Source organism: Hymenobacter sp. B81, assembly GCF_044628455.1.
Classification (GTDB): domain Bacteria; phylum Bacteroidota; class Bacteroidia; order Cytophagales; family Hymenobacteraceae; genus Solirubrum.
The window spans coordinates 710,149-735,678 of sequence record NZ_JBIYZW010000001.1; the positions used below are offsets into that span (position 1 = coordinate 710,149).

Below are 25,530 nucleotides of genomic sequence, written 5' to 3' on the forward strand. Positions count from 1 at the left end.
GTGGAAGCTGGTTTTACGCCCCTGCGCGGCCTGGGCCTGGCCTTGTCGGGCGGGGCGGCCCGCGGCATTGCCCACCTGGGCGTGCTCGAGGCCCTCGACGAGCTGCAACTGCCCATTGCCCGCCTCTCGGGCGTGAGTTCGGGCGGACTGGCGGCGGTGTTCTACGCGGCCGGTATTCCGCCCCGCGAGGTGCTGCGCCTGCTCACCGACACCCGCTTTCTGCGCCTGCTGCGGCCGGCCTTCGGGCGCGGCCTGGTGCGCGTGTCCATGCTCGAGCGGCTGATTGCGGCCCACCTGCCCGGCAACCAGACCTTTGCCGACCTGCGCCTGCCCGTAACGCTGGCCGCCACCGACCTCGCGGCGGGCGAAACCGTGTACTTCGACGAGGGGCCGCTCACGCCCGCGCTGCTGGCTACCTCGGCCGTGCCGGTACTGTTTCAGCCGGTGGAGTACCAGGGACGGGTGCTGGTGGACGGCGGCCTGCTCAACAACCTGCCCGTGGAGCCGCTGCTCAGTCGGCCCGGGGTAGCGGTGGTGGGCGTGCACACCAACGTGCTCAACCCCGAAGCACCCATCACCAGCCTGCGCCACGTGGCCGAGCGCACGTTTTTCCTGGCTATCGGCACCAACGTGGTAGCACGGCTGGCCCGCTGCGAGCTGGTGCTGCAGCCCCCCGAGCTGCGCCGCTTCAGCGTGATGGACCTGCGCCACGCCGCCGAGCTGTTCGACATTGGCTACCGCTACACTCTGAGCCGGGCCGCCGCGCTGCGGGATTTGCTGGAAAAACCCGCCCCGGCGGCGGATTTTGGCTAATTTTGGGCTTTCCTCCGACCTCTTTCCCGCGCGTATGAACGGCTTCTGGCTGGCGTTTTCGAAGTTTTGGTTTAAGCTCGTCGGCTGGCGCCTGGCCTCCAGCATCCCGCCCGACATCCGGCAGGCCATGATGATTGCCGCCCCGCACACCAGCAACTGGGACTTCATGCACGCCCGGGCCGCCTTTTTCCTGATGCGCCGCAACGTGCGCTTCACCGTGAAAAAGGAGTGGACGGAAATTCCCCTGCTCGGCAAGCTGATGATGAGCTTGGGCGCGTTGCCCATCGACCGCAGCAAAAACAACAGCATGGTTGAGGCCATGCGCGACCTGTTTCAGCAGCACCCCGACCTGATCATTCTCATCACCCCCGAGGGCACCCGCAAGTACCAGCCACGCTGGCGCCGGGGCTACTACTTTGCCGCCCAGGCCGCCCAGGTGCCCATTCTGCTCGGCTACCTCGACTACGCCAACAAGGAAGCCGGCGTAGGGCCCGCCGTATATCCCACCGGCGACTACGAGGCCGACGAGGAGCGCATCAAGGCTTTCTACCGCACCAAGAAGGGCAAGTTCCCCGAAAAGGGCATCCGCTGATTCCGGTTTCACCTGCCGTCCGCCGCTATGAATCGTTTCGTACTGCTGCTGTGCGGAAGCCTGCTCGTGGGTTCCACGGCCTGCGGCACGGCCGGCCCGCCGCCGGGCGCCGAGCTGCCCGTGCCCGCGCTGAGTTTGCCCACGCCCACCGGTAGTTTTGGCGTGGGCCGCACCTTCGGCTACTGGACCGATGCGGCCCGCGGCCGCGAGTTGCCGGTGTGGGTGTATTACCCTACTGCCAAAACCGCCGCCGCCCCGGCCGACAGCGTGCTGCCCCGGCCGGCCTGGGCAGCACGCTACCGCGAGCTGGTAGCCCGCCGCCTGGGTCTGGCGGCCGCCACGGCTTTGCTGAACCTGCGCACCTCCGCCCGGACCGAGGCGCCCGTAGCCGCTACCGCCGAGCCGCTGCCGGTGCTGCTGTTTGCGCCCGGCCTGCACTGGCTGCCCACCGACTACAGTACCCTGCTCGAAGAGCTGGCCAGCCAGGGCTACGTGGTGGTGGCCTGGGCGCCGCCGCAGTTTGCGGGCGTGGTGCAGAACTCGGCCGGGCAGCTGGTCGAAGGCACCGGCAGCCACGACCACCGCGTGCTTGCCGCCGATTTTGGCTTCGTGCGCCGGCAGCTCGGCCAGCTGCAGCAAAACCCTGACAGCCCACTGCGGGGGCGCCTGGCGCTGAGCCGGGTGGGGGCGCTGGGTCACTCCATTGGCGGCGCCGCTACGGTGGGCGCGGCCCTGGCCGACCCCGGCATTGTGGCCGTGGCCAACCTCGACGGCGACTTCGACGGCGCCGAAGTGACGGGCGGCCTGCGCCAGCCCATTCTGTACCTGACCACCGAGCCGCCCGGCTTGCAGGGCCAGCCGGTGGACGCCTGGGACGACGACCGCTCGGAAAAGCGGCGGCTGGGCGTGTGGCAGCAGGTGAAAGCCCGCTCGGCGCAGGCCTACCGGGTGCGCCTGCCGGGGCTCTACCACAGCAACTTCCAGGATGCAGCGCTGCTGCCGGCCGCGGCGGTGCCCGACAAGCTGCGCCAAAGCCGCTTCGGCCCGGCCGACGGCGCCCGCGGCCTGCGCCTGAGCGCCCAGCTGCTGACGGCCTTCTTCGACGCGCAGCTGCGCGGGGCCCCGGCCGACCAGCTGACCGGGTTGCGCGCCGCCTACCCCGAAATTCGCCTGGAAGTCAGCCGGCCCTGAGAGAAAGTGCGCCCAGCCCAGGTCCGCAAGAATCGGGTTGAGCCGGGGGTGGCGGGCGCGTAGCTTTACTTTATGCAAACCTCGCTTTTCCCCGCCGCCGCGGCGCTGCCCACCCCAGAGCTGCTCACCGACTACCAGCGGGTGGCCCACGCCATTCGCTTTCTGGAGGCCAACTTCCGCCGCCAGCCGGGCCTCGACGAAGTAGCGGCGGCCGTGCACCTGAGCCCGTTTCACTTTCAGCGGCTGTTCAGTGAATGGGCCGGCATCAGTCCCAAGCGCTTCGTGCAGTACCTCACGGCTGACTTCCTGAAGGCCCGCCTGGCCGAGTCGGGTAGCCTGGCCGAAGCCGCCGAGGAGGCCGGCTTGTCGGCGCCCTCGCGCCTGCACGACTTGTTTGTGACCCTGGAAGCCGTGACGCCCCAGGAGTTTCGCCGCGGCGGGGCGGGCGTGCGCATTGGCTACGGCGTGCACGACACGCCCTTCGGCCCGGCGCTGCTGGCCGCTACCGGGCGGGGAGTATGCGGACTGGCCTTGCTGGGCGAGGGTGGGGAGCAGCTGGCCCTGGACGACCTGCGCCGGGCCTGGCCCCAGGCCCTCATCGAGCCCGCGCCCGCGGCCACGGCGCCGCTGCTGGCCCGGGCCTTTGCTCCCCGCCCCGGCGACCAGCCCCTGCATTTGCTGGTGCGCGGCACCAACTTTCAGCTGAAAGTGTGGGAGGCGCTGCTGCGCATTCCGGCCGGCGAGCTGGTGAGCTACCAACGCGTGGCTACCGCCATCGGCCAGCCCCGGGCCCTGCAGGCGGTGGGCTCGGCGGTGGGGGCCAACCCCGTGGCCTACCTCATTCCCTGCCACCGCGTCATCCGCAAGGAGGGGGTGCTGGGCGAGTACCGTTGGGGCTCGGTTACCAAAAAAGCCCTGATCGGCTGGGAAATGGCCCGGGCCGAGCGCCAAGCCGCGCAACTTGCGTAGATTGACCGCGGCCCGCCAGCACCCGGGCTGCCGCTGCCATGCCCGAAAAACTCCAGACCCTGCTTTTCATTGCTCTCGGGCTGATTGTGTTCGTGGTGCGCCTGGTGGTGAAGGCCCGCGAAACGGCCCGGCGCGAAGCCCAGGAGCGCGGCCTGGCCCGGCCCGACCAGGTGCGCCCCGAGGCCATGCGCCCCGTGCGCCCGCCCGGCGCCCCCTCCTTCGACGAGCTGCTGCAGCAGATGATGGAGCAAAACCGCCGCGGCCCCGCGCCGGCAGCCGAGCCCAAGCCGGCCCGAGAAGCCCGCCCGGCCCGCTCCCTGGAAACGGCACCCGCCGACCGCAGCCTGGAAGCGCCCCGAACGCCGGCGCGCAGTCTGGAAGCTCCCGCGACGGCGCGCCCGGCCCGCAGCCTCGAAACCCCGGCCTATTCGCGCCCGGCCCGCAGCCAGGAAACCATGCCGCCCACGCTGCGCCGGGCCTCCGAGCTGCCCCGCGTATCGGTAGCGCACGGCCACGAGGATTTCTGGAGCCGGCAGACCGCCAACCGCACGCCGCCCACGCCCACGGCCGCCGAGGTGGCCGCCCGCCTGCGCAACCCCACCGACGTGCGCACGGCTTTCATTCTGGCCGAAGTGCTGCAGCGCCGCTTTTAAGTAGTTGATCAAAAGTAAGCCTACAGAAAAAGAACGTCATGCTTCGACAGGCTCAGCATGACGACCAGATGACTACGGTTATTGGTGCATAACCACTTAGTCAGGCGCAGCAACCAGTAGCAGTCGGCATAAAAACAAGCGGCGCGGCTCCATCGGGAGCCGCGCCGCTTGGCTGTTGCGGTCGATGGAAACGCTACTCCTGAGTGAGGGCGTAGGCCAGCAGGTTGGCGCCCATGCGCAGGGCCGCTTCGTGCTTGTCGGGCGAGTCGCCGGGGTAGGTGCCCAGGTCTTCCCAGCCGTTGCCCAGGTCGCACTCGTAGGTGTAGAAGCACACCAGGCGGCCCTTATAGAGCAGACCGAAGCCCTGGGGGCGCTTGCCATCGTGCTCGTGGGTTTTGGGCAGGCCCTTGGGAAAGGCGAATTTCTGGTGGTAGATGGGGTGGGAGAAAGGCAGCTCCACGAAGTCCAGCTCGGGAAACACCTTTTTCATCTCGGGCCGGATGAACTTGTCGAGGCCGTAGTTGTCGTCGATGTGCAGGAACCCGCCGCCGCTGAGGTAGCGGCGCAGGTTCTTGGCCTCGGCGTCGCTGAAGCTGATGTTGCCGTGGCCGGTGAGGTGCACGAAGGGGTACTGCAGCAGCTCGAGCGAGCCGGGCTCCACTACGGCCTCCTCGGGCGCGATGTTGGTTTTGAGCGTCTGGTTGCAGAAGCGGATCAGGTTGGGCAGCGAGGTTTTGTTGCCGTACCAGTCGCCCCCGCCGCCGTACTGCAGGCGGGCAATGCGGAAGCTGGGCGCCGGGGCCGCCGCGGCCAGGGTCAGCAGCAAAAGCAGGGCCGCGAAAAAGGACTTCATCATAAGTGGCAAAGGGACGCAAAAAAAGCGGAAAGGCCGCCTGCCCGGCAACCCCGCCACAGCCCGCGTTGGTTCCGGCGCAAGCCGCACGAACCGAAAGTCGGGGCCGGCCGGGCGTGCAGCATCAGCGGGGATAACTACGGCGCGGGCGGGGCCTCGGGCAGCAGGCGCCGCAACGCAGCGGCTTCGGTTTCGAGGGCTTCGGCGCGGGCCACGCGTAAGTGATACTCGGCGGCCGCGTAGCCATCCAGCTCGGCGGCGGCCCGCGCGCCGTGGTACCGCAGCCAGTCCCGCATCAGGGGCAGGCGGGCCAGGTCCTCGGACGAGGGAGCCAAGGGCTCGGCGGCCAGCAGCGCGGGCAGGGCCTGCTGCCAGTGCCGGGCCACCACCAGCCGCATGTGCACGCCCTGCAGCTCCCAGCGCAGCTGCCGGGCCAAGTGCTGGCACTCGGCAATGCGTGCCCGCAGCATCTTCGCGTCGGGGGCCGCGGGGGGCGGCTCGGTCGGCGGCGGATACGGGGGGTACCATCCATCGGGCACCAGCTGCCGCAGGGGCCGCAGGTAGCTCAGGGCCTGGCCGCTCATGAAGCGGCGCCCGGCTTCAACGTTGGCCAGCGTGGCGCGGCTCAGCCCCAGGTACTCGCTCAGCGCCTCCTGCGTGAGCCCAAAGTAGCGCCGCACCTCACCCGACGACGACCCATTATAAAACGAACGACGGCCCATGGGCAGTGACTTCGATAGCTGAACTGGATAGGCCTAATATGCGGAATTCATTTCGGGTACTGAAACAAATCTGGGTAAGCCCGAGAATTTGTTTCAGGGGGTGAAACAAATTCTGGCGAAAACTGAAATTCGTTTCAGTCGGCGCAGATGTTGGTTGGGGCTGCCAGCGCGAGTTGATTTCAGACTTTCGAGTCAGTTCAGCTGCCGGCCAAGGTCTGCGGATAGAGCCTTAACCGCTGTTCGTCGTCTGTCATCCTGAGCCGCAGGCAAAGGAGCTTGCCCCCACGTGAACGAGTCGTTGCGGACCCTGCCAGCCTTAGCCTGACGTACGGCACAGCCGAAGGACCTTACTAAGTAGGAACCATGCCAGCCAACCCGTCATCCTGAGCAACGCGAAGGACCTTGGCGCGTCAGAACTGGTCGTTCATCGGTGGCAAGGTCCTTCGCTGCACTCAGAGTGACGGGCAATACAACGAGCCGCTCCAGCGGGGTGGGGCCTTTGGCTGCGTCGACCGGCGGTTCATCTCTGGCTCGGGATGACGGCGGGCGGGAAGCGGCTGAACTGCGCTAGCGCGCCAGCTCGTGGGCTACGTGCACGGTGTGGCAGGCAGCCAGGGCGGCGGTTTCGGTGCGCAGGCGCGAGGCGCCCAGGGTCACGGGCCGGATGCCGCGGCCCAGGGCCAGGCTGATTTCGTCGGGGGTGAAGTCGCCCTCGGGGCCGATGAGCACGCAGCAGCTGGCGGCCTGGGCGGCCAGCCGGGCCAGGTCGGTTCGCTCGCCCTCGGCCAAATGAGCAATGAAGGCGGTGGCCGGGGCCAGCTCGCGCACGAAGGCGGCGAAGTCCGTCAGCTCGTCGAGTTGGGGCAGCCAGGCCTGGCCCGACTGCTTGAGGGCGCTGACGGCTATTCGCTCAAGGCGCTCCAGCTTCAGGTCGCGGCGCTCGGAGCGGGCACAGCGCAGAAACGAGAGTCGGTCGATGCCGATTTCGGTGGCCTTTTCCACCAGCCACTCCATGCGGTCGAGGTTTTTGGTGGGGGCCACGGCCACGTGCACGAAGTAGGGGCGGCGGGCGAGTTGCTGCTCGCCCACCACGCGCAGCTGGCAGCGCTTGGCCTCGGGCTCGGCCACCTCAGCCCGGAACACGCCGCCGCGGCCGTCGAGCAGCTCCACCGCGTCGCCCTGGCGCAGGCGCAGTACCCGAATGGCATGCTTGCTTTCGTCTTCGGGCAGGGTGTACGAGAGGCCGCTAAGGTCGGGGGCGTAGAAGGTGTGGGGCATAGGGGCTAAAGTACAGCAGGACCGATGAGGGAGCACCTACCAAATAGCGTAGCCGCCACCGGAAAGCGCGATAATAAGCCGGCCGCCCTCATTCGTTGGAAGTCCTGAACTTAGTTGCCAGGGCTCAACCGTATCGGCAGCGTCGCCGTGGAGAGTGAGCATCAAGCCGTTTTCGAATTGCAGTTGTAAATCAGCCTGAGCGGAACAGCCCACCGCCGTTACACGCTGCAAATTGATCTGGTGCATGTAGAGAAGAACCAATTCGTCGGTCGTCATGCCTTGAGGGTTCTCATAGGGCCCAAGAGACAACCGAGTATCAATGCTGAGCCATGCGTCTGGCTTACCATCCTGGCGAAACTCGATAAATGGCACCTGGTGCGAAACGCCATAACTCTCCACGTAGGAGTTAAGCAGGATGGATTGACATAGTGCGTTAGCTGCTGCTAAAGACTCTTCGGCAGTGCATGTCATAATTCCCAACGGCTGATGAGCAGTAGAAGCAGTGCCGCTATAAGTGACTTGTAGCGACGCTGCTCCTTACCCCAGCGACTTATTCAGCACCTCGGCCAGGCGGATGCCGGCCTGGGCCAGGCGCTGGCGCACCTGCTCGATGTGGGTAGTGAAGTAAGTTTCGTCGAGGGTGGTGCCGGTGGGGGCTTCGGCGTAGAGCTGGGTGCTGAGCTGGTAGGATTGGAACAGCCACTGCTCCATGCTGTCGCGGCGCCAGATCTTGGCCTGGCGCTTACCGGGCTGGCCGTAGTTGGCGGCCATCTGCAGGTAGGTCAGGCCCTGGGCCTGAAGCAGGCCGCTGTCCCAGAGACGGTGCAGGTTGGTGCCCTTGCCCTGAAACTGCAGCTGAATGGTGTTGCCGCCCTTGTCCTCGGCCCGGCTGATGTGCATGGGCTGGTGAATGTCGCCCACGATGTGCACCACGAACTTGAGGGCCACGCTGCGCTGCTCGCGGGGCAGCTTTTTGTCGGCCAGAATGCGCAGGTTGTCCTGCAGGGCCTGGTAGGCATTGGGCTCGGTCTGGGCCTTAAGCTGCTGGGTGAAGGCGGGAAAGTCGAGGCCCAGCGGCTGGTTGACGAAGTGCCAGGGGCCGGTGGCCTTGTACTCGGGGGTGTTGCGCACGTCGTCGGCCCAGGCCGAGACGTCGGCCAGGGTTTCGGTGCCGAGCAGCTCCTTTACCTGGCGCTGGGCTTTGCGGGAGAGGTGGCGCTCGGCAATCTGGGCCACGGTGCGGTGGCCCTCGGCGCCCCAGGCCCACAGCAGGTGGGGGCAAAGCAGCAGCGCGAGCAGGAAACGGAAGAAAATGGAAGTCATGGCGGGAAAGGCCCTGCCGGCCGCCGAAAACGCTTCGGGGCCAATGGGCGCGCAAGTAGGCGAACAGCCGGGCGGGCCGCAAGTTCTGGCCCCGGAAAAGCCGAAGAATGCAGCCTTGGGGCCCGCAAAAACGTATGAGGGGCTTCGCTCATTCATTCCAAACCCACGCACAACCAATGGCACTACACCTCAAAAAACTCCAGGATCAGGTTATCGTCATCACCGGCGCCTCCAGCGGCATCGGGCTGGTGACGGCGCGCATGGCCGCCCGGAAGGGCGCCAAGCTGGTGCTGGCCGCCCGCTCCGAAGACGCCCTGCGCCAGCTCTGCGCCGAAATCGAGCAGGCCGGCGGCAAGGCTACCTACGTGGTGGCCGACGTAAGCCAGCCCGACGCGGCCCGGCGCATTGCCCAGCACGCGTTTCAGCGCTACGGCGGCTTCGACACCTGGGTCAACAACGCGGGCGTGAGCATCTACGGCAAGGTCGAGGAGACGCCCATCGAGGACATGCGCCAGCTGTTCGAGGTGAATTTCTGGGGGCTGGTCAACGGCTCGTTGGAAGCGGCCAAGCACCTGAAGCAGCGCGGCGGGGCCATCATCAACGTGGGCAGCATTCTGTCCGACCTCACGGCCATCCTGCAAACCATCTACTCGGCCAGCAAGCACGCGGTGAAGGGCTTTACCGACGGCCTGCGCATGGAGCTGGAAATGGACGGCGCCCCGGTGTCGGTGACGCTCATTCAGCCCGCCGCCATTGATACGCCCTACACCGTGCACGCCAAAAACTACATGGAGCGCGAGGCCAAGCACGCCCCGCCCGCTTACGCCCCCGAAACCGTGGCCAAGGCCATTCTGCACTGCTGCGCCACCCACGAGCGCAGCGTGGTGGTGGGCGGCGGCGGCCGCGCCTTCATCGGCATGGAGCACTGGACGCCCGGCCTGCTCGACAAGTTCATGGAAACCGCGTTTGTGAAGCAGGAAAAAGCCGACTACCCGCCGCGCCCCCTGAGCCAGAACGGCCTCGACCGGCCCATGGGCGCGCTGGAAGAGCGCGGCAACTACCCCGGTCACACCCGCGAAACCAGCTACTACACCGAGGCCGTTACCTCCAAGAGCCCGGTGCTGAAAACGGCCCTGGCCGTGGGCGCCGGCCTGGCCCTGGCCACCTGGCTGAGCAAGGCCAAAGGGGCTAACGGTGGGGGCAGCGCGGGCGCCGGCAACGGTCGGGGCGAAGGCGGCGTGGGCAACGGCCGCACTGCCGGCGGCGCGGCCTCGGGCAGCTACGGCGGCTCGGCCCGCACCTACTCCTCGGGGGGCGTCGAGGCCGCGCCCGACTACGCCCAGCGGCCCGACTACAACTCCCAGGCCCGGCACTTCGACCTGCCTTGAGCCTGCCGTGAATCCCGAATCAGCCCAAAAAGCCCCGTCAACCAGCGTTGACGGGGCTTTTTGGGCTTACTGACAGTGAAGCTACGCGAGCGGATTAAGCCTCTGCTTCGAGCAGCTGTTGCAGCCGGCGCTGGTAGCGGCCCATCATCCAGCCGGTGTACCAGCGCAGAAACCAGCGGGGCGGCGCAAAGCCCAGGGCCTGCTGCACCAGCTTTTGCTCGAAGCCCAGCGCGTAGACAAACTCCGTAGTCCCGGGTCCCAGGGAGCGGAACGTGCGCTCCAGGCTCATCCAGTGGGGGCTGTCGGGGGCAGTGGTGCAGCGCACGTAGCGGTCGGGCTCGTAGGCAGCGTACTGCAGCCGGGTGAGCGAGTGGGGGCGCTGGGCCGAGAGGTAGGCGTCTTCGGTGGCCACGGCGCCGAGGGCGGGCTGCGGCGCGTCGAGCAGGGTCTGGTGCACTTCCCGGCGCCAGCTCGCGTCGTTGCGCAGGTCGGCGGCGTAGGCAAACACCCGCGCGCAGGGCCGCTGAATGGTAATGCGCCGCTCCACGGAAACCACCGCGCGGCCGGTACTGGTAGGGTTCATAGCTCGGGGGCGCCGCAGGGGAGAATTGCCGGGGCCGAGGCAAAGGTGCGGGCCCGAGCGGCGGGCTACAACCGCACGATGATGTGAGCCGGGCAGGTGAAGTCCGCCAGAAAAAGCAAGGCTTAAAAAACAAAAAGCCCCGCCGGCAGCTGCCGGCGGGGCTTTTTTATCGGGTTAACTCCGAAACTAAGCGTTGGCTTCGGCGGCTACTTTCGGAGCGCCGGCCAGGATTTCCTCGTTGGCGAAGTCGGCGTACTTCTTGAAGTTGTTCACGAACTTCTCGGCCAGCGAGGCGGCCGTCTTGTCGTAGGCTTCCTGGTCGGCCCAGGTGTTGCGCGGGTCCAGGATTTCGGTGGGCACGCCCGGCACCGCGGCCGGCACTTCCACGCCGAAGATGGGGTGCTTGGTGAATTCCACGTCGCTGAGCTTGCCTTCCAGCGCGGCCGTAATCATGGCGCGGGTGTAGGGCAGCTTCATGCGCGAGCCCACGCCGTACGAGCCACCGCTCCAGCCGGTATTAATCAGCCACACGTTCACCTCGTGCTCCTCCATTTTCTTGCCGAGCATCTCGGCGTACTTGGTGGGGTGCAGGGGCAGGAACACGGCGCCGAAGCAGGCCGAGAACGTGGTTTGCGGTTCGGTAATGCCCATTTCGGTGCCGGCCACCTTGGCGGTGTAGCCCGACATGAAGTGGTACATGGCGTGCGACTTGTCGAGGCGCGAGATGGGAGGCAGCACGCCGAAGGCGTCGGCCGTGAGGAAGAAGATGTTCTTCGGCACGCCGGCCACAGAGGGCTCGATAGCGTTGTCGATGAAGTTGATCGGGTAGGCCGTGCGGGTGTTTTCCGTCACCGACTTGTTGGCGTAGTCCACGGTGTGGGTACCGGGGATGAAGCGCGTGTTTTCGACGATGGCCCCGAAGCGGATGGCGTCCCAGATCTGGGGCTCCTTTTCCTGGCTCAGGTCGATAACCTTGGCGTAGCAGCCGCCTTCGAAGTTGAAGATGCCCGCCTGGCCCGGCATCCAGCCGTGCTCGTCGTCGCCGATCAGGCCGCGGTTGGGGTCGGCCGAAAGGGTGGTTTTGCCCGTGCCCGAGAGGCCGAAGAAGATGGCCGCGTCGCCCTCGGCGCCCACATTGGCCGAGCAGTGCATGCTCAGCGTGTTTTTCTCGTGGGGCAGCAGGTAGTTGAGCACGCCGAAGATGCCCTTCTTCATTTCGCCGGCGTAGCCCGTGCCGCCGATCAGGATCATCTTCTTGGTGAAGTTGAGAATGGCGAAGTTGGGTTGGCGGGTGCCGTCCACGGCCGGGTCGGCCTCGAAGCCGGGGGCGCAGATGATGGAGAAGTCGGGGGCCCAGCTGGTGTCCGCGCCCGGCTCGGGGCGCAGGAACATGTTGTAGCAAAACAGATTGTGCCAGGCCAGCTCGTTGACCACGCGCAGCTTGAGCTGGTAGTCGGGGTGGGCGCCGGCGTAGGCGTCGCGCACGTAGATTTTCTTGTCGGCCAGGTAGGCGACCATCTTCTGGTGCAGCTGGTCGAACTTGTCGGCGTCGAAGGGGATGTTGATGTCGCCCCACCAAACGCTGTCTTCGGTGTTGGCGTCGCGCACCACGAAGCGGTCCTTGGGCGAGCGGCCGGTAAACTTGCCGGTGTCGGCCATCAGGGCCCCCGTGTCGGTGAGGGTGCCTTCGCCATTCTGGAGGGCTTCCTCCACCAGCTCGGCGGGCGTCAGGTTGAGCCGTACCTCTTGGGCCTGGGTGATGCCCAGCGGCTGGAGGCGGTCCAGAGCGGCGGCGGAAGTGCTGGTTTCCATCATAAACAACGCGGTAGGTAAGAGAAGGGAAATGGGAAGTGTGGGAAATGGGGAAATCCGAAGCAAAAATAGACGAAAATCCCGTGCCGTAGCCGCCGGCCTGCGTATTAGTGGCGAGGCCCCGCGCGGGCCGCTTTACGCCGGGGCGAGCCGGGCAGTTGGGAAATTTTGGTTAGATTTACCCGTAAGCCCCCAGCCCCGTACGGCCGCTGCCGGGCTTTTTTGTTTCCCCTCATTCACCTTCCAAACCTCCTTTTTCCACGCACTCATGCAAGTAGCAACTGCTCAGGCGCCGGCGCCAACCCCGACGAGCACCAAGCACCCCCCCGGCCTGTATCTGCTGTTCTTCACCGAAATGTGGGAGCGGTTCAGCTATTACGGCATGCGCGGTCTGCTGGTGCTGTACCTCACCAAAACCGCCGTCGAGGGTGGCCTGGGCATTCCGGAAGCCAGCGCCTCGCTGATTTACGGCTACTTCACCGGCTTCGTGTACTTCACGCCCATCATCGGGGGCTGGCTGGCCGATAAGTACATCGGGCAGCGCCGCGCCATTCTCATCGGCGGCGTAACCATGGCCCTGGCCCAGCTCTGCCTGTTTATGCAGCCGGCGCTGTCGGCCGAGCCCGCCTTCTTCGGCATGCCCTGGCCCACGGCCCTGGGCTTGCTGCTGCTGATTCTGGGCAACGGCTTCTTCAAGCCCAACATCTCCACCATCGTGGGCAAGCTCTATCAGCAGGGCGACCCGAAGCGCGACGCGGCCTTCACCATCTTCTACATGGGCATCAACGTGGGCGCGTTCTTCGCCCCGCTGGTGTGCGGTTTCCTGGCCGAAGACCTGTTTGCCACCAAGACGGTGGTCAACGGCGTGACGCAGATCAGCAGCTACGGCTTCCGCTACGGCTTCCTGGCCGCCGGCATCGGCATGATCCTGGGCCAGCTGGCGTTTAACCTGCTGGGCAAGAAGTACCTCGGCGACGTGGGCCTCTACCCCGAAGGCCACGGCGAAGACAAAACCATTGCCAAGGCTCCGCTGACCAAGGAAGAAACCGACCGCATGGCCGTAATCTTCATCATCACCCTGTTCGTGGTGTTTTTCTGGGCCGGCTTCGAGCAGGCCGGCTCATCGCTGACGCTCTACACCGATAAGTACATCAACCGCGAAGTGTTCGGCTTCCTGATTCCGACTTCCTGGTTCCAGTCGGTCAACCCGCTGTTTATCGTGGCCTTCGCCCCGGTAACGGCCGGCATCTGGCTGGCTTTGGGCCGCAAGGGCAAGGACCTGAGCATTCCGGTGAAGATGGGCCTGGGCATGATTCTGCTCGGCGCCGGCTTCCTGTTCATGGTGGGTGCCGTAATGGAGCGCGGCGGCGACGTGCAGGACCAGACCGTGAAGGCCAGCATCCTGTGGCTGCTTGCTACCTACTTCTTCCACACCATTGGCGAGCTGTGCCTGTCGCCCATCGGCCTCTCGATGGTGTCGCGCCTCTCGCCGGTGGCCCTCACCTCCATGCTCATGGGCGTGTGGTTCCTAGCGCCCTTCGTGGCCCAGATTGCCGGGGGCTACATTGCCGCCTACGTCGAAGAGCTGGGCGCGCTGAAGGTGTTCGGCCTCATTGCCGGCTTCGTGATTCTGGCCGGCCTGGTGCTGATTGCCATTTCCAAGAAGCTGTTCGCCATGATGCACGGCCGCGGCTAAGCCCGCAGGCTGATTCATCGGTACTAAAAAGGCCCTGTCGGACTGCTCCGACAGGGCCTTTTTGCTTGCTGGCCGCTGGGCTGGCGGCATGGTCGGGTTCGTGAAGCCGTTTCCGCCGGGAGCAGGACCATAAAGCGCCGGGGCCAGGCGAGCCGCTCAGAAACCCTTCAGCATGTTGTAGAACGCCTCGGCGTAGGTGTCGCTGATGGGAATGAGCTGGTCGGCAATCTGAATCCGGTTTTTCTCGATGTGGTCGATCTTGTTTAGCGCCACCAGAAAGGACCGGTGCACGCGGGCAAACTCCTGGGCGGGCAGCAGCTCCTCCAGCCGGGCAAAGCTGAGCAGGGTCATGATCTTCTCGTCCCGGGTGTGTATGCGCAGGTAGTCCTTCATGCCTTCCACGAAGAGAATATCACGGGTGGCAACTTTCTGGATGCGGTGGCCCACCTTCAGGAAAATATGCTCCTGCTCTAACTTCGCTTCCGCTTTTTCCTCCTGCTTTGCCGGGACCGGGCGGGGGCTTTGTTCCTGGTACAGGCGTAACACGGCTCGGTAAAACCGCTCGAACGTGAAAGGCTTCAGCAGGTAATCCTTCACCTCCAGGTCATAGGCCTTCAGCGCGTACTGGTCGTAGGCGGTGGTGAGGATGATCATGGGTTTGGGGCTGAGCATCGGGATAAAGCTGAGCCCATCCAGCTCCGGCAGGTTGATGTCGAGAAACAGCAGGTCGGGCTGGTCGGCCGGCAGGTGGCCGGCGGCTTCGAGGGGACTCGCGTAGGTGCCCTTCAGCGTCAGGAACGGGACTTTGCGGATGTATTCCTCCAGGATTTCCTGGGCCAGGTACTCGTCCTCAATGATGCAGCAGGTGAGCTTGTCGGGCATGAGCCGGGGCGTGAAGGCCGTGGATGGTAAGCGTGACGGTAAAGGTGTGGCCCGTGTCCTCAATAGCCAGCGTATGCTGCTCCGGGTACAGCAGCGCCAGCCGCTTGCGCACGTTGGGCAGCCCAATACCGCCGGGTTCTTCCAGCGGATGAGCTGGCTTTTGGGCTATCGGGTTCTGCACGCGGAAGGTTAGGGTGTCTTCCTGGACTTCCACCCGCACGCGCAGGTCGCCGGGAGCCAGGCGGGCGGGACTGTGCTTGTAGGCGTTTTCCAGCAGGTGAATGAACAGCAGGGGAGCAATGGAGCAGGCCTCCGGTGCCCCCTCAATCTGCAGGTCGACCACCGGGCTGCTGCGGTAGCGCAGCTGCTGCAGGCTCACGTAATCCCGCAAATAGTCCAGCTCCCGGGTCAGCGGCACCGTGGCGGCATTCGACTCATATATCATGTAGCGCATCAGCGAAGCCAGGTGCATGACCGCCTCCGGGGCGGCCGGGGCCTGTTTGTACACCAGCGTGTGAATGTTGTTGAGGGTATTGAACAGGAAGTGCGGGTTGATCTGCGACTTGAGGTAGTAGAGTTCGGCTTCCACGGCCTGCTTTTCCAGCTGCTCTTTCCGGATGGTATTGAGCACCAAATGCTCGGTGACCCGGGCCAGCCAGCTCAGGCAGAGAAAGATGGGTACAGTCGCAATCAGGTGCATGAAATAGTGCCCGGAATCGAACGGCTTCTGGTAAAATAGCAGGAAAGGTACCGGCCCGGTCAGGGCAACGGCCCCGAACTGAAGCCAGTAGTCCCGGTCCTTTTTCTGGCCGGAGTACTGGGTTAACAGGTAGAAATGCGCATAAAAGATATACAGGCAGGTCGCGATAAAGGCGGCCGTGGTGCTCCGCCAGTGAACGTCCTTGTCATTATCCAGCTGCAGGCTTACCAACCAGGTGAATAAAAGCCAGACGAACAGGTGAGTCAGGCGGAAGATTCTTTTGACGCGCTCCATACCGCAAAGGTGGCGGTTCCCGCCCGGCCGGGCCCCTCGCCCTCGACCAGCTGGCCGGGCGAATCTACGAGCGGGGAAAAAGAGCCGGCCAGTGCGTTGGCGGAAGCAAAACCCCGCTTGGTCGATTACTTCCCCGCCCTGGCATATCGGGTTTCGCTTTCCGCGCCGGTAAGGAGTGCTTCGGACTGCAATAGCGCAACCGAAGTCCATCCGATACCATGAAAAACCACCCCTTGGGTCTGAGCATCCGCAACGTTTCCAAACGGTACGCGAATGGCGTGCAGGCCCTGCATAATGTGTCGCTGAGTATTCCGCCGGGCATGTACGGGCTGCTGGGTCCCAACGGCGCCGGTAAGTCAACCCTGATGCGCACGCTTGCCACCCTGCAGGAGCCCGATGCGGGGCAGATCCGGCTGGGCGACCTCGACGTGGTGAGCCAGAAGGAAGCGGTGCGCGAGACGCTGGGCTACCTGCCCCAGGAATTCGGCGTGTACCCCAAGGCCAGCGCCGAGGAGCTGCTCGACTACTTCGCCGTGCTGAAAGGCCTCACCAGCCGGGCCCAGCGCAGGGAAACCACCGAGGCCCTGCTCCGGCAAACCAACCTCTGGGACCAGCGCAAGCAGAAGCTGGGCGGCTTTTCCGGCGGCATGAAGCAGCGCTTCGGGGTGGCCGTGGCCCTGCTGGGCAACCCCCGGCTGCTGATTGTGGACGAGCCCACGGCGGGCCTGGACCCGGCCGAGCGGGTGCGCTTTCTGAACCTGCTCAGCGAGCTGGGCGAAAACAGCGTGGTCATCCTCTCCACCCACATCGTGGCCGACGTGGCCGAGCTGTGCGCCAACATGGCCATCATCAACCAGGGGCAAATCCTGCTGGAAGCTCAGCCGCTGGAAGCGGTGGCCGCGCTGCAAGGCCGCATCTGGCGCAAACTGACCGATAAACCCACGCTGCCCGCGCTGGAGCGGGAGCACCGGATTATTTCGGCCAAACTGCTCAGCGGCCGCACGCTGGTGCACGTGTACAGCCCGGAAAGGCCCGACCCTGGCTTTGAGCCCGTGGAGCCGGACCTGGAGGACGTCTATTTCAGTGCCCTGACGGGCTGCTTCGGCCCCGCCATTGAGCAGCAGCAAGTTGAGGCGGTAGGGCTATGAAGTTCCAACGGATTTTTGCGCTGGAATTCAGTTACCAGCTGCGCCGGGCCACCACCTGGCTCTACTTCGGGGTGCTGCTCGTCATTGCGTTTCTGATTGTCATTGCCAACTACGCCTCCGATGCGCGCGACGGGTATATTTTACTGAATGCGCCCATCGTCCTGGCGGCCGTCACGGTTATCTGCTGCGTGTTTTGGCTGGTGATAGGGGCCTCCGTGGCGGGCGAGGCTGCGGCCCGCGACGTGCAGACCCGCATGCACTTGCTCACCTATCCCGCTCCCGCCAGCAAAGCCGCCTACCTGGGCGGGCGCTTTCTGGCCGCCTTTGCCCTGAGTGGCCTCACCCTGCTCGGCATACCGGCGGGCATGCTGCTGGCCATGCACTGCGCCGGGGTAGAAGCCGAGATTCTGGGTCCGTTCCGGGTGGCGCCCTACCTGACGACCTTCTGCTTCATTGCACTGCCCAATGCGTTTTTCGCGACAGCCATGCAGTTTTCGGCGGCGGTGCTCAGCCGCCGGGCCCTGGTCAGCTACCTGGTGGGAGCGGCCCTGTTCGCGGCTTCCTACACGATCTGGCCGCTGCTGGAAAAAGGGGAAGAATGGGGCAATCTGGCCGATCCGATGAGTTTTGGCCCGGTGCTGAGCCATCTGTCCATCGACTGGACCCCCCTGGAGAAAAACACGCGTTTTCTGCTGCTGGAGGGTTCCTTTCTCGCCAACCGTCTCCTGTGGCTAGGTCTCTCGCTGGCCCTGCTCACGCTCACGTACTTCCGGTTTCAGCTGGTGCTGCCCGAAACAAGCCCCAAAAAGCAGCCTGACCACCAGCCTGAGCCCGCGGGGAAGCCCCGGTCGAAGCTGGGCTGGGAGACCGGAAAAGCGCTGCCGCTGGCTCGGGGAACGTATGGTTGGGCCACCCAGCTGCGTCAGTTGCGCCTCATCACCTGGCAATCCTTTCTGCCGCTCGCCACAAGCCGGGCCGGGCTGCCCCTGCTGGCCGGGCTGGCTCTGGTGGTGGGCCTGACGGTGCAGGGCAACCTGAAGGGCCGGGGCACGCCTTTGCTGCCCCGCACCGATTTTGTCGTGGAGTATCTGACGGCTTCCCTGGCCCAGCCGGAGCGTTTCTGGATTATCCTGGCGCTGCTCACCATTTTCTACGCCGGCGAGTTGGTGTGGCGCGAACGGGAAGCGGGACTCGGCGACATTGCCAGCGCGGCACCCGTGCCGGAATGGGTGCTTTTCCTGAGCCGCTTGCTGGCCCTGAGCCTGGTGCTGGTGGCCTGGCTGGCCCTGCTGATGACGGCGGGCATGGCGGCGCAGGTGGCCATTGGGGGCGCTGCGCCGGAAATCGGGCTGTACCTGCAAACGCTGTTCGGGCTGCAGCTGGTCGATTGCCTGCTTTTCGCCCTGCTGGCTTTGCTGGTGCACGTGCTGGTGAATCAAAAATTCCTGGGTCACCTGGTGGCGCTGCTGGCTTACGGATGCATCGCCTTTGCGTCTACCCTGGGCGTCGAGCACAAGCTCCTCATTTTCGGCGCCAGTCCGCCGTGGTCCTACACCGACATGGCCGGTTTCGGCTCGTCGCTGGCGCCCTGGCTGTGGTTTAAGGCGTACTGGGTGGCGTGGGCGCTGCTGCTGGCGGTGGTGGCGCGGCTGTTCTGGGTGCGGGGCCGGGAACACAGCCTGGCCGCGCGGCTGCAGCTGGCCCGGGGGCGCTTCACGCGTGCCAACGTCCTGGTTTCGGCCGCGGCCGTAGCCGACATTCTGCTGTTTGGCGGCTTCATCTTCTACAACACCAACGTACTGCACGAGTACACGCCCTCCGCCGAAACCACGGAGCAGCGGGCGGACTACGAGCGGCGCTACCGGCGCTACCACAATGCACCCCAGCCTGGGCTGAGCGGCGTAACCCTGCGGGTGGAAATTTATCCCCGGCAGCGGGCCGCGGAAATCCAGGGCACTTACCTACTGGTAAACCACAGCCCGGCTGCCATCGATTCGGTACACCTGGGAACGGGCGCGGGCGTGGAAACCACCGCGCTTCACTTCAGCCCGTCTGCCCGGGAAGTGCTCGTCGACGCGGAGCTGAGGCACCGCATATTCGCCCTGGCCACGCCCCTGCGGCCCGGCGATTCGCTGCGCCTGCGCTTCCGGGTAACGCACCGTGCGCGGGGCTTTGCCAACGACGGTGCCGCCGCGCAGGTGCTGCAGAACGGCAGCAGCTTCCGGAACCTGGAGTGGCTGCCGGTCATTGGGTATCAGCCCTACCGGGAGCTGGACGAGGCCGGGGCCCGCAAAGCCCACGGCTTGCCCGCCCGGCCCGCTACCTACTCGCTCTACGACGTGGCGGCCCGCCGCTACGCCCCGTTTGCCGAGCAGATTCGCTTCGAGGCGGTAGTGGGCACCGATGCCGACCAGACGGCAGTGGTGCCGGGCACCCTGCGCCGGACCTGGACCCAGGCCGGCCGCCGCTACTTCCACTACGCTGCTGATGCGCCCATCCGGAATGAATACGCCTTTTTCTCGGCCAATTATGCCGTAGAGCAAGGCCAGTGGTGCAGTCCGGCGGACGGGCCGGCCGTGGCCATTCAGGTGTACTATCCCCCGGGACTGACGCAGAATCCCGCGCGGATGGTCCGCAGCGCCCGGGCTTCGCTGGACTACTACACCCGGCAGTTTGGGCCTTACCCGTACCGGCAGCTCCGCTTCGTGGCCCATGCCAGCTACCGGTTCGGCCACCACGCCGCGCCCATTGACATTACGGCGGAGGAAGGCTTTTTCCTCTTGAACCCGCAGGCTGACGAGCGAGGCTTCGACCTGGTGACGGCCGTGGTGGCCCACGAAGTAGCGCACCAGTGGTGGGGCAATCAGCTCAAGCAAGCCTACGTGGAGGGGGCCGGCCTGATTTCCGAAAGCCTGGCCTGGTACTCGGCCCTGGGCGTGCTGGAGGATAATTACGGGGCGGAGCACCTGGAAGCGCTGCTTAGCTTCCTGCGGGAAGAAAACGAAACCCCGCGCACCCGGGCGGCCAAACCGCTGCTGCAGGCCGACGACTTTTACCAGAACTACCGCAAGGGGCCTTTCGCCCTGTACACGCTCAGCCAGTACATGGACCGCGAGCGGGTAAACGGGGCGCTCCGGCAGCTGCTGGCCAAGCACCGCCCCGGGACGCTGCCCCACCCAACTTCACTGGACCTCTACCGGGAACTGCGGGCGGCCGCCCCGGACTCGCTCCAACCGCTGCTCCACGACCTGTTTGAGGCCAACACCTTCTGGGAACTGCAGGCCGAAACTGCCACCGCTCGGCCGCTCGCCGGCAGTAAGTGGCAGCTCACGCTTCACCTGCGGGCCAGCAAGCTGGTAGTGGACAGCGCCGGCACCGAGACGAAACGACCACTGCGGGACTGGGTGGAAATCGGTGTTTTCGCCCCCGCCGCCGCGGGGCAGGAAACCGGCAAGCCGCTCTACCGGCAAAAGCACCAGCTCCGGTCCGGCCGGCAAACCATCGTGCTGACGCTGCCTGAAAAACCCGCGAAGGTTGGGATTGATCCGCGCAATTTGTTGATCGACTGGAACCCGATAGACAATTACCAGGCGGTGAAAGCAATGAATTAACGCCGGGACCCGAACTTAACCACGGGTCTACCACCCGACCGGGAAGCTAATCCGGGCAGCCGGGCTGATAATATCATAGAACCTCTTCAGATAAATTAAAAACCCGGGCTATCGGAAGTAGCGCGGGCTTTTTACTGACTCGGTATGTCGCCAGTGATGCTTGAGATAGGGCGCGCCATTTTGTCTTCTGCTTTGATATATTACACGGCACTTAACGCGAACGTGAACGATGAAAAAGAAAGACCTCAACTCTGATTTAGAGCGGTTAGAGGACAATGCGGCTCAAGTAAAAAAGCAAAGCTGGCAGCTAGCCGAGGAAAGGGTTATTGCCTACGAGGCCAAAAGAGGCTGGCGGGCCATGAAAGTAGAAAAGTGTGGCTACGACGTATTGTCGATTAAGGGAACACAGGAACGGCATATCGAGGTAAAAAGTAAACTGGGAACGGGTAAGAAATTTGGGTGGACGGAGCTAACTGCCAACGAAGCAAGGCAGTTTCGCACGGACCCAGACTATTTCCTCTATCTTGTTGAAGGCCCTAGCCTAGAACCCGATGCCCCATTGATTATCCTTGAGTTAAACAAAGCCAAGCTAGACGCCATCGCGCAGGAGCTGACGGTCGTCCGATTTACCAAGCTCGGAGCGTTACCAAGAAATTACACAAACTGAAAAAGCCCCGCCGGACTAGGTCCAGCGGGGCTTTTTCGGGTAAGCTAACGGCGAACAGCCGGCAGCCAAGGGGGCTGATTACATCATGCCGCCCATGCCACCCATGCCGCCCATGCCGGCGGCACCGGCACCGCCGCCTTTCTCTTCTTCGGCTTCTTCCGAAATCACGCACTCGGTCGTCAGCAGCAGGCCGGCAATCGAGGCCGCGTTTTCCAGGGCCAGGCGCGTCACCTTGGTGGGGTCGAGGATGCCGGCCGCCATCAGGTTTTCGTACTTGTCCTCGCGGGCGTTGTAGCCAAAGTCGCCTTTGCCTTCGCGCACTTTCTGCACCACTACCGAGCCTTCGCCGCCGGCATTGGCCACGATGGTGCGCAGCGGAGCCTCCAGGGCCGTGCGGATGATGTTCACGCCGGTGCGCTCGTCGCTGTTGATGGTGTCAACGGCTTCCAGCGAATCGAGGGCGCGCACCAGGGCCACGCCGCCGCCGGGTACCACGCCTTCCTCCACGGCGGCGCGGGTAGCGTGCAGGGCATCGTCCACGCGGTCTTTCTTCTCCTTCATTTCCACCTCGGTGCTGGCACCGATGTAGAGGATAGCTACGCCGCCCGAGAGCTTGGCCAGGCGCTCCTGCAGCTTCTCCTTGTCGTAGTCCGAGGTCGTGGTTTCGATCTGGGCTTTGATCTGGCCTACGCGGCCGGCAATTTCGTCTTTGCCGCCTTTGCCGTTGACGATGGTCGTGTTGTCCTTGTCAACGATGATCTTCTCGGCCTGGCCGAGGTAGTCCAGGGTGGCGTTGTCGAGTTTGTAGCCGCGCTCTTCCGAGATAACCGTACCGCCGGTCAGGGCAGCAATATCCTCCAGCATGGCCTTGCGACGGTCGCCGAAGCCCGGGGCTTTCACGGCGGCAATCTTGAGCGAGCCGCGCAGCTTGTTTACCACCAGCGTGGCCAGGGCCTCACCGTCCACGTCTTCGGCAATGATGAGCAGGGGCTTGCCCGTCTGTACCACTTGCTCGAGCACCGGCAGCAGCTCCTTCATGGTGCTGACCTTCTTGTCGTAGATCAGGATGTAGGGTGAGTCCAGCTCCACTTCCATCTTCTCGGCGTTGGTCACGAAGTAGGGGGAGAGGTAGCCGCGGTCGAACTGCATGCCTTCCACCGTTTTCACTTCGGTTTCGGTGCCGCGGGCTTCTTCCACCGTGATGACGCCTTCCTTGCCCACTTTGTCCATGGCATCGGCAATCATTTTGCCGATTTCCGCGTCGTTGTTGGCCGAAATGGTGCCTACCTGGGCAATTTCCGACGAGTTTTCAATCTTCTTCGACTGGGCCTTTAGGTTGGCTACCACGGCGTGTACCGCCTTGTCGATGCCGCGCTTGAGGTCCATCGGGTTGGCGCCGGCGGCTACGTTCTTCAGGCCGGCGCGGTAGATGGCCTGGGCCAGTACCGTGGCGGTGGTGGTGCCGTCGCCGGCCTGGTCGGCCGTCTTCGAGGCTACTTCCTTCACCAGCTGGGCGCCCATGTTTTCCACCGGGTCCTTCAGCTCGATTTCCTTGGCTACGGTCACGCCGTCCTTGGTGATGGTGGGGGCGCCGAATTTTTTGTCGATAACCACGTTGCGGCCTTTCGGGCCCAGGGTCACCTTCACGGCGTTAGCCAGTTTGTCTACGCCGGCAACGAGCTTGTTGCGGCCTTCGATGTCAAATTGAACCAGTTTAGCTGCCATTGTCGGGCTGTTCTTGGTTTAAGGTCGAATGAAAAAGAGGATACTTACAGGATGGCGAAGATGTCCGACTCCTTCATGATGAGGTAGTCCTGACCATCGATGGTAATTTCGGTGCCGGCGTACTTGCCGTAGAGCACCTGGTCGCCCACCGCTACCTGGGGCTGCACGAGCGTACCGTTCTCGGTTTTGCCGGCGCCCACGGCCACTACTTCACCGCGCTGCGGTTTTTCCTTGGCCGTATCGGGAATGATGATGCCCGACTTGGTTTTCTCTTCGGCGGCGGCCGGCGCAACGATTACGCGGTCAGCCAGCGGTTTGATGCTAATAGCCATTCTGCTGGTTTGGGTTGAAGTGTTTTGACAAAAGGGGAATGCTGTGCGAAACCCCCGGCAGGGGGTGCCTGCCGCTCGGCACTTCTTGTGCCAGCCCGCCAAAAGCTGACAGAATGGTGGCAAACCGGAACTTTTTGCGGCCGCCGGGCTACTGAACCTGACAAAGCAGGCGTCAGCCTGACAGAAACCGGCTTGGCTAAGGCGGAGCCGGTAATAAAAAAGCCACCGGCGGCTTCTCGCTGGTGCGAAAAGCCGCCGGTGGTGCCAGCGAAAAACGCTGGGAAGTTTACTGGGCCGGAGTAGCTGCCGGCTGCTGGGCCGGCGCGGCGGGAGTAGCGGCCGGCTGGGTACCAGCGCCCGGGACCGGAGCCTGCGGGGCCGGAGCGGCGGGAGCCGCCGGAATGCGGGTTTCGAGGGCTTTCTGCTGGTTGACGCTGCGGGTCGGGCCGGTGGTCTGGCCGCTCAGCACCACGTGCGAAGCCAGGGAGAGAACAATCAGGGAAATGGCGAAGCCCCAGGTCAGGCGCTCCAGCAGGTCGCCGGTGCGCTTCACGCCCATGAGCTGGGCCGTGCCGCCCGCGGCGAAGTTGCTGGACAAGCCGCCGCCCTTGGAGTTTTGGGCCAGCACCACGAGGGCCAGCAGCAGGCAAACAAAAAGAGCGAGGACGATAATGGCGGTGTACATGGATTACTCCGGCTGTTGTTTCAGGTGGTCAATTTGAGCGGCAAAGTACGCCTTTTTTTCCGGCTGGCGCACCATTAGCTGTTCGTAAATTTCAATGGCGCGGGCTGTTTTGCCCTGCATAACGAGGATTTTGGCCAAGCTTTCGGTGGCCAAACTGGGCGCCGCGCTGGTGCTGCGCACCGACAAGTCGGCCTGGGGCTCGGCCACGGCCACCGGGCGGGGCGTGGCCGCCTTGATGCGGGGCTGGGTGCGCAGAAACCGCTCGATGAGTACCAGGGAGGAAGGCGCCGGCGGTGCGGGCGGGCGGTTGCGGGTCAGGTAATCGAGCAGCAGGGCATCGGCCGGCCAGCTGTCGGCCCGGGGCAGGTCGACGGGGGCGTCTGCCCCGGAGCGGGCCGTCAGCGCGTAGCCGAAGCGGCTGCCCTGATGCTGGTCGTAGGCGAGCTGCTCGTCGGCGCGGAAGGGCGGCACGACAGCGGATTCAGTCTCGGCATCGGCCAGGGCCTCGGGCAACTGGTAGGCCGTAACCGGCGGCAGCGCCTCGGCCAGCCCGTACTCAAAGCGCGAACTGCCCACTTCCACCGGCGGACGAATGGTCGGGGCCACGGCCGGCAGCTCGTCGGCTGGCGCTGCCAGTTGGGTTTCGGACCGGGCGGCCGGGCTGTCGGCTACCGCAGTTTCGGCGGGCGCAGCTTCGGCTGCTGGCTCAGAATCCGCTGCCAGGTCAGGCTCTGGAACAGGGGCTGCCTCAGCCGCGGCGGCTGGCTGAGTTAATTCCGGAGTCGCCGGCTCGGGCGTAAGCGCGGGTTGGGCTGCTGCCGGGGCGGCCGGCTCGACTGCGGGCGCCAGGGTTTCGGGCGCGGCGGCGGGCTCAGGGACAGCATTGGTGGGCTCCTGGTCAGGTGCCGCCAGAACGGTTGCCTCGATTGGCGCCTGGGGTGCCAGGCTTTCGCGCTCGGCTGGCAATTCGGTGGCTGCCAACGCCGCTTCGGGGGCCGGAGTTGCGGGGGCGGCCGTGGGTTCACCTACTTCAGGCGCAGCTGCCGGCGGTTGAATTACGGCTTCAAGAGCCACACCGGAAGTATTCGATTCGGTGGGAGTTATAGGCCCTTCTTTCGAAGTCGCAGCCGGCTCAGCTACAGGAATCGACGAAGGCTCGACTGCGGGCGTGGCAAGGGATAAATCGGGCGGCGCAACCGGCGGGGCTACAGCTGGCGCCGGGGCGGCGGCAACCGGGACGGGAGGGGCCGCAACTGCTTCCGGGGCTGTTTGCTCGATGAGGGCGCGCAGCAGCTCGCGGTCGGCGGCGTAGGTGGCCGCGCGGCGCAGGCGCTGGCTGGCTAGCATGCTGCCGCGGTCGTGGGCGGCTTTGGCCAGCAGCAGGTGAGCCGTCTGGCAATACGGAAAAGTAGCGGCCAACTGCTCCAGCTCCCGCACCTCGGCTTCCGAAATGGTGGTGACGTGGTCCAGGATGTGCAGCAGCGACGCGCGGGTCATCTGAGAGGTTTAAAGGTTTGGTTACGAAGCTGGTACAGTTCGTTTCAACGGTTCAGCGGCGGCCCCGGCCGCTGCCGCCCCGCCGGGCGGGGCGCAACAATACGGCAATTTAGCCA

Annotated in this window: 23 protein-coding genes; 10 read left to right on the forward strand and 13 right to left on the reverse strand. The window is 64.8% G+C overall.

What is annotated here, in order from left to right; genetic code table 11:
- The 5 genes from ACE191_RS03160 to ACE191_RS03180 all read left to right on the forward strand — a co-directional run bounded on the left by ACE191_RS03160 (position 1) and on the right by ACE191_RS03180 (position 4,218).
- Positions 1 to 813 carry a patatin-like phospholipase family protein gene (locus ACE191_RS03160; protein ID WP_400190729.1) on the forward strand — a complete coding sequence of 271 codons (813 nt, stop codon included), beginning with the start codon at positions 1 to 3 and terminating at the stop codon, positions 811 to 813.
- A gap of 34 nt (positions 814 to 847) precedes the next feature.
- A complete protein-coding gene (locus ACE191_RS03165; RefSeq protein WP_400190730.1) occupies positions 848 to 1,405 on the forward strand; it encodes a 1-acyl-sn-glycerol-3-phosphate acyltransferase in 558 nt (185 codons plus the stop codon).
- A gap of 27 nt (positions 1,406 to 1,432) precedes the next feature.
- On the forward strand, positions 1,433 to 2,596 hold the full coding sequence (locus tag ACE191_RS03170; RefSeq protein ID WP_400190731.1) for a hypothetical protein: 1,164 nt from the start codon (positions 1,433 to 1,435) through the stop codon (positions 2,594 to 2,596).
- A 72-nt stretch (positions 2,597 to 2,668) separates the two neighbouring features.
- The gene (locus tag ACE191_RS03175; RefSeq protein WP_400190732.1) at positions 2,669 to 3,565 is read left to right on the forward strand and encodes a methylated-DNA--[protein]-cysteine S-methyltransferase; all 897 of its coding nucleotides are present in this window, start codon (positions 2,669 to 2,671) and stop codon (positions 3,563 to 3,565) included.
- A gap of 38 nt (positions 3,566 to 3,603) precedes the next feature.
- Complete coding sequence (locus ACE191_RS03180) at positions 3,604 to 4,218, forward strand: hypothetical protein (protein ID WP_400190733.1); 615 nt, start codon at positions 3,604 to 3,606, stop codon at positions 4,216 to 4,218.
- Positions 4,219 to 4,411: 193 nt separating this feature from the next.
- On the opposite strand, the gene ACE191_RS03185 is transcribed toward ACE191_RS03180, so the two are convergent.
- The 5 genes from ACE191_RS03185 to ACE191_RS03205 all read right to left on the reverse strand — a co-directional run bounded on the left by ACE191_RS03185 (position 4,412) and on the right by ACE191_RS03205 (position 8,394).
- Positions 4,412 to 5,074: a DUF4159 domain-containing protein gene (locus ACE191_RS03185; RefSeq protein WP_400190734.1), complete on the reverse strand. Its 663-nt coding sequence runs from the start codon at positions 5,072 to 5,074 to the stop codon at positions 4,412 to 4,414.
- A 134-nt stretch (positions 5,075 to 5,208) separates the two neighbouring features.
- Positions 5,209 to 5,793, reverse strand: coding sequence for a helix-turn-helix transcriptional regulator (locus tag ACE191_RS03190; RefSeq protein ID WP_400190735.1), 585 nt, complete (start codon positions 5,791 to 5,793; stop codon positions 5,209 to 5,211).
- A 567-nt stretch (positions 5,794 to 6,360) separates the two neighbouring features.
- The gene (locus tag ACE191_RS03195) at positions 6,361 to 7,071 is read right to left on the reverse strand and encodes a 16S rRNA (uracil(1498)-N(3))-methyltransferase (protein ID WP_400190736.1); all 711 of its coding nucleotides are present in this window, start codon (positions 7,069 to 7,071) and stop codon (positions 6,361 to 6,363) included.
- 36 nt (positions 7,072 to 7,107) lie between these two features.
- Entirely contained in the window at positions 7,108 to 7,542 is a 435-nt protein-coding gene (locus ACE191_RS03200) for a hypothetical protein (protein WP_400190737.1), read from the reverse strand.
- Positions 7,543 to 7,608: 66 nt separating this feature from the next.
- The gene (locus tag ACE191_RS03205) at positions 7,609 to 8,394 is read right to left on the reverse strand and encodes a S1/P1 nuclease (RefSeq protein WP_400190738.1); all 786 of its coding nucleotides are present in this window, start codon (positions 8,392 to 8,394) and stop codon (positions 7,609 to 7,611) included.
- A gap of 176 nt (positions 8,395 to 8,570) precedes the next feature.
- Here ACE191_RS03205 and ACE191_RS03210 point away from each other — a divergent pair, with 176 nt between their 5' ends.
- Positions 8,571 to 9,782, forward strand: coding sequence for an SDR family oxidoreductase (locus tag ACE191_RS03210; RefSeq protein WP_400190739.1), 1,212 nt, complete (start codon positions 8,571 to 8,573; stop codon positions 9,780 to 9,782).
- 94 nt (positions 9,783 to 9,876) lie between these two features.
- On the opposite strand, the gene ACE191_RS03215 is transcribed toward ACE191_RS03210, so the two are convergent.
- Entirely contained in the window at positions 9,877 to 10,365 is a 489-nt protein-coding gene (locus ACE191_RS03215; protein ID WP_400190740.1) for an SRPBCC family protein, read from the reverse strand.
- Positions 10,366 to 10,551: 186 nt separating this feature from the next.
- Positions 10,552 to 12,177 (reverse strand): phosphoenolpyruvate carboxykinase (ATP), encoded by a 1,626-nt coding sequence (gene pckA / locus ACE191_RS03220; RefSeq protein ID WP_400192292.1) that lies wholly within the window; start codon positions 12,175 to 12,177, stop codon positions 10,552 to 10,554.
- A gap of 268 nt (positions 12,178 to 12,445) precedes the next feature.
- Here pckA and ACE191_RS03225 point away from each other — a divergent pair, with 268 nt between their 5' ends.
- A complete protein-coding gene (locus ACE191_RS03225; protein WP_400190741.1) occupies positions 12,446 to 13,873 on the forward strand; it encodes a peptide MFS transporter in 1,428 nt (475 codons plus the stop codon).
- A gap of 156 nt (positions 13,874 to 14,029) precedes the next feature.
- Here ACE191_RS03225 and ACE191_RS03230 read toward each other — a convergent pair whose 3' ends face one another.
- The gene (locus ACE191_RS03230; protein ID WP_400190742.1) at positions 14,030 to 14,755 is read right to left on the reverse strand and encodes a LytR/AlgR family response regulator transcription factor; all 726 of its coding nucleotides are present in this window, start codon (positions 14,753 to 14,755) and stop codon (positions 14,030 to 14,032) included.
- Complete coding sequence (locus ACE191_RS03235) at positions 14,724 to 15,749, reverse strand: sensor histidine kinase (RefSeq protein WP_400190743.1); 1,026 nt, start codon at positions 15,747 to 15,749, stop codon at positions 14,724 to 14,726. The genes ACE191_RS03230 and ACE191_RS03235 overlap by 32 nt, the downstream gene beginning before the upstream one ends.
- A 218-nt stretch (positions 15,750 to 15,967) precedes the next feature.
- On the opposite strand from ACE191_RS03235, the gene ACE191_RS03240 reads away from it, so the two are divergent.
- The 3 genes from ACE191_RS03240 to ACE191_RS03250 all read left to right on the forward strand — a co-directional run bounded on the left by ACE191_RS03240 (position 15,968) and on the right by ACE191_RS03250 (position 21,175).
- Positions 15,968 to 16,897 (forward strand): ABC transporter ATP-binding protein, encoded by a 930-nt coding sequence (locus ACE191_RS03240; RefSeq protein ID WP_400190744.1) that lies wholly within the window; start codon positions 15,968 to 15,970, stop codon positions 16,895 to 16,897.
- On the forward strand, positions 16,894 to 20,508 hold the full coding sequence (locus ACE191_RS03245; RefSeq protein ID WP_400190745.1) for an ABC transporter permease/M1 family aminopeptidase: 3,615 nt from the start codon (positions 16,894 to 16,896) through the stop codon (positions 20,506 to 20,508). Before ACE191_RS03240 ends, ACE191_RS03245 begins: the two co-directional genes overlap by 4 nt.
- A gap of 229 nt (positions 20,509 to 20,737) precedes the next feature.
- A complete protein-coding gene (locus ACE191_RS03250) occupies positions 20,738 to 21,175 on the forward strand; it encodes a protein NO VEIN domain-containing protein (protein ID WP_400190746.1) in 438 nt (145 codons plus the stop codon).
- Between the two features lie 78 nt (positions 21,176 to 21,253).
- Here ACE191_RS03250 and groL read toward each other — a convergent pair whose 3' ends face one another.
- From groL to ACE191_RS03270, 4 genes are all read right to left on the reverse strand, one after another.
- Entirely contained in the window at positions 21,254 to 22,900 is a 1,647-nt protein-coding gene (groL, locus tag ACE191_RS03255; RefSeq protein ID WP_400190747.1) for a chaperonin GroEL, read from the reverse strand.
- A 44-nt stretch (positions 22,901 to 22,944) separates the two neighbouring features.
- Positions 22,945 to 23,232, reverse strand: a complete 288-nt coding sequence (gene groES / locus ACE191_RS03260; RefSeq protein ID WP_400190748.1) for a co-chaperone GroES — start codon at positions 23,230 to 23,232, stop codon at positions 22,945 to 22,947.
- A 286-nt stretch (positions 23,233 to 23,518) separates the two neighbouring features.
- Positions 23,519 to 23,917, reverse strand: a complete 399-nt coding sequence (secG, locus tag ACE191_RS03265; RefSeq protein ID WP_400190749.1) for a preprotein translocase subunit SecG — start codon at positions 23,915 to 23,917, stop codon at positions 23,519 to 23,521.
- Positions 23,918 to 23,920: 3 nt separating this feature from the next.
- A complete protein-coding gene (locus ACE191_RS03270; protein WP_400190750.1) occupies positions 23,921 to 25,414 on the reverse strand; it encodes a hypothetical protein in 1,494 nt (497 codons plus the stop codon).
- Positions 25,415 to 25,530: the final 116 nt, after the last annotated feature.

Bases quoted from the DNA above. Each gene is read 5' to 3' on its own strand.
- ACE191_RS03165 (WP_400190730.1), top strand. From the start codon at position 848: ATGAACGGCTTCTGGCTGGCGTTTTCGAAGTTTTGGTTTAAGCTCGTC.
- ACE191_RS03170 (WP_400190731.1), top strand. From the start codon at position 1,433: ATGAATCGTTTCGTACTGCTGCTGTGCGGAAGCCTGCTCGTGGGTTCC.
- ACE191_RS03175 (WP_400190732.1), top strand. From the start codon at position 2,669: ATGCAAACCTCGCTTTTCCCCGCCGCCGCGGCGCTGCCCACCCCAGAG.
- ACE191_RS03180 (WP_400190733.1), top strand. From the start codon at position 3,604: ATGCCCGAAAAACTCCAGACCCTGCTTTTCATTGCTCTCGGGCTGATT.
- ACE191_RS03185 (WP_400190734.1), bottom strand. From the start codon at position 5,074: ATGATGAAGTCCTTTTTCGCGGCCCTGCTTTTGCTGCTGACCCTGGCC.
- ACE191_RS03190 (WP_400190735.1), bottom strand. From the start codon at position 5,793: ATGGGCCGTCGTTCGTTTTATAATGGGTCGTCGTCGGGTGAGGTGCGG.
- ACE191_RS03195 (WP_400190736.1), bottom strand. From the start codon at position 7,071: ATGCCCCACACCTTCTACGCCCCCGACCTTAGCGGCCTCTCGTACACC.
- ACE191_RS03200 (WP_400190737.1), bottom strand. From the start codon at position 7,542: ATGACATGCACTGCCGAAGAGTCTTTAGCAGCAGCTAACGCACTATGT.
- ACE191_RS03205 (WP_400190738.1), bottom strand. From the start codon at position 8,394: ATGACTTCCATTTTCTTCCGTTTCCTGCTCGCGCTGCTGCTTTGCCCC.
- ACE191_RS03210 (WP_400190739.1), top strand. From the start codon at position 8,571: ATGGCACTACACCTCAAAAAACTCCAGGATCAGGTTATCGTCATCACC.
- ACE191_RS03215 (WP_400190740.1), bottom strand. From the start codon at position 10,365: ATGAACCCTACCAGTACCGGCCGCGCGGTGGTTTCCGTGGAGCGGCGC.
- pckA (WP_400192292.1), bottom strand. From the start codon at position 12,177: ATGGAAACCAGCACTTCCGCCGCCGCTCTGGACCGCCTCCAGCCGCTG.
- ACE191_RS03225 (WP_400190741.1), top strand. From the start codon at position 12,446: ATGCAAGTAGCAACTGCTCAGGCGCCGGCGCCAACCCCGACGAGCACC.
- ACE191_RS03230 (WP_400190742.1), bottom strand. From the start codon at position 14,755: ATGCCCGACAAGCTCACCTGCTGCATCATTGAGGACGAGTACCTGGCC.
- ACE191_RS03235 (WP_400190743.1), bottom strand. From the start codon at position 15,749: ATGGAGCGCGTCAAAAGAATCTTCCGCCTGACTCACCTGTTCGTCTGG.
- ACE191_RS03240 (WP_400190744.1), top strand. From the start codon at position 15,968: ATGAAAAACCACCCCTTGGGTCTGAGCATCCGCAACGTTTCCAAACGG.
- ACE191_RS03245 (WP_400190745.1), top strand. From the start codon at position 16,894: ATGAAGTTCCAACGGATTTTTGCGCTGGAATTCAGTTACCAGCTGCGC.
- ACE191_RS03250 (WP_400190746.1), top strand. From the start codon at position 20,738: ATGAAAAAGAAAGACCTCAACTCTGATTTAGAGCGGTTAGAGGACAAT.
- groL (WP_400190747.1), bottom strand. From the start codon at position 22,900: ATGGCAGCTAAACTGGTTCAATTTGACATCGAAGGCCGCAACAAGCTC.
- groES (WP_400190748.1), bottom strand. From the start codon at position 23,232: ATGGCTATTAGCATCAAACCGCTGGCTGACCGCGTAATCGTTGCGCCG.
- secG (WP_400190749.1), bottom strand. From the start codon at position 23,917: ATGTACACCGCCATTATCGTCCTCGCTCTTTTTGTTTGCCTGCTGCTG.
- ACE191_RS03270 (WP_400190750.1), bottom strand. From the start codon at position 25,414: ATGACCCGCGCGTCGCTGCTGCACATCCTGGACCACGTCACCACCATT.